Here is a 1,309-nt window from a genome sequence, read left to right as displayed (position 1 = left end):
CTGATAGCGGCTCGGTTGAGCTGGCTGGACAGACATTAAGCAGTCTTGATGAAGATGCGCTGGCGGTCATTCGTCAGCGTGAGATGGGCTTTGTCTTTCAGTCGTTTCACTTACTACCAACTTTGACGGTGGCGGAAAACATTGCCTTTCCGCTTGATATTGCGCGGCGTCCGAATAAAGCACGCGTCAACGAATTGATTGAAGCCGTCGACTTAGGTCATAGACGTAACAGTCTGCCCAATCAACTATCAGGCGGTGAGCAACAGCGCACGGCGGTGGCTCGAGCATTGGTATCGCAGCCAAAGATTGTGTTCGCTGATGAGCCAACAGGTAACCTTGATGAGCAAAATGCCGATCAAGTCATGAACTTATTATTAGACCTGCGCCAGCAGACGGGGTCAGCACTGATCGTCGTGACTCACGATCCTGCGCTTGCTGACATGGCAGATCGCGTTATTACTATGCATGACGGTATGATAGATGGGTCGACAGTTAATGGATAATATGGATAAAGAGTCAAATTACTCCGGTGGTATGATAAGCCAGCTTTTTAATCGCGATTTAGGCTCGCAAGCACTCAGTCGTAGCTGGTGGCAGCGCTGGGTGTATCCTGTGTTGTTCCTACTGACTTTGACTCTGTCGCTTGCTACCTACCTGACCCTTGACTCTGTGCAACAGTCTGTCGATAGCTATATTAATGACAATCAGCGCGCACTCGTTGGTGGGGATCTCATCCTAAACAGCAAGCAAGACTGGCCAAGCGAAGTACTAACGCAGGTAGAAACTATCCCTAATACACAGACGGTATATGACTATCAGTTTAGCGCCATGCTGGTCAATGATGAGCAAACCTTGCTTGCCAGCGTCAAAGCCGTCTCGCCGTCGTATCCCTTATACGGTACAGCTGAGCTTGCCTCAGGACAGCCGCTATGGGAGCAGCTAACATCTGACAGTGTGATCGTTGCACCAGAAGTGCTCAGTAGTCTACAGGCCGAAGTCGGCGACCGTATCACCATTGGCGATGCGCAATTCATGATCAATGATGTACTGACAAAAGAGCCTGATCGACCTCTAACTACCTTTGGTTTTGGTGGCCGTGTGCTGATGAAGCAAGATGCACTCCCATCAACCAATCTATTAGGACAACGTAGCCGCATAAACTATCGTATCGAGATAGCAGGCGATCCCGAGCTGATAACCGCACAGCGTGACGCACTCACAAATATCCTGACCAATTATGCTGATATTGAGCTATCTGACGCTGTGTCAGCCGATACTTCGGTCTCGCGTATCTCTGACAATGTATTGA

Annotated in this window: 2 protein-coding genes; both read left to right on the top strand. The window is 49.5% G+C overall.

The genetic code is table 11. The features are described from left to right. Positions 1-503: ABC transporter ATP-binding protein (locus ACS8FD_RS14955; protein WP_439276438.1), on the top strand; the 503-nt coding region annotated here is incomplete at its 5' end. Beyond that, positions 481-1,309: ABC transporter permease (locus tag ACS8FD_RS14950; RefSeq protein ID WP_439276437.1), on the top strand; the 829-nt coding region annotated here is incomplete at its 3' end. The genes ACS8FD_RS14955 and ACS8FD_RS14950, both read left to right, overlap by 23 nt.

The organism is Psychrobacter sp. 1U2 (genome assembly GCF_051847575.1).
The sequence above is the reverse complement of the archived record's forward strand: the minus strand, read 5'-3'. Positions and strand labels throughout refer to the sequence as shown.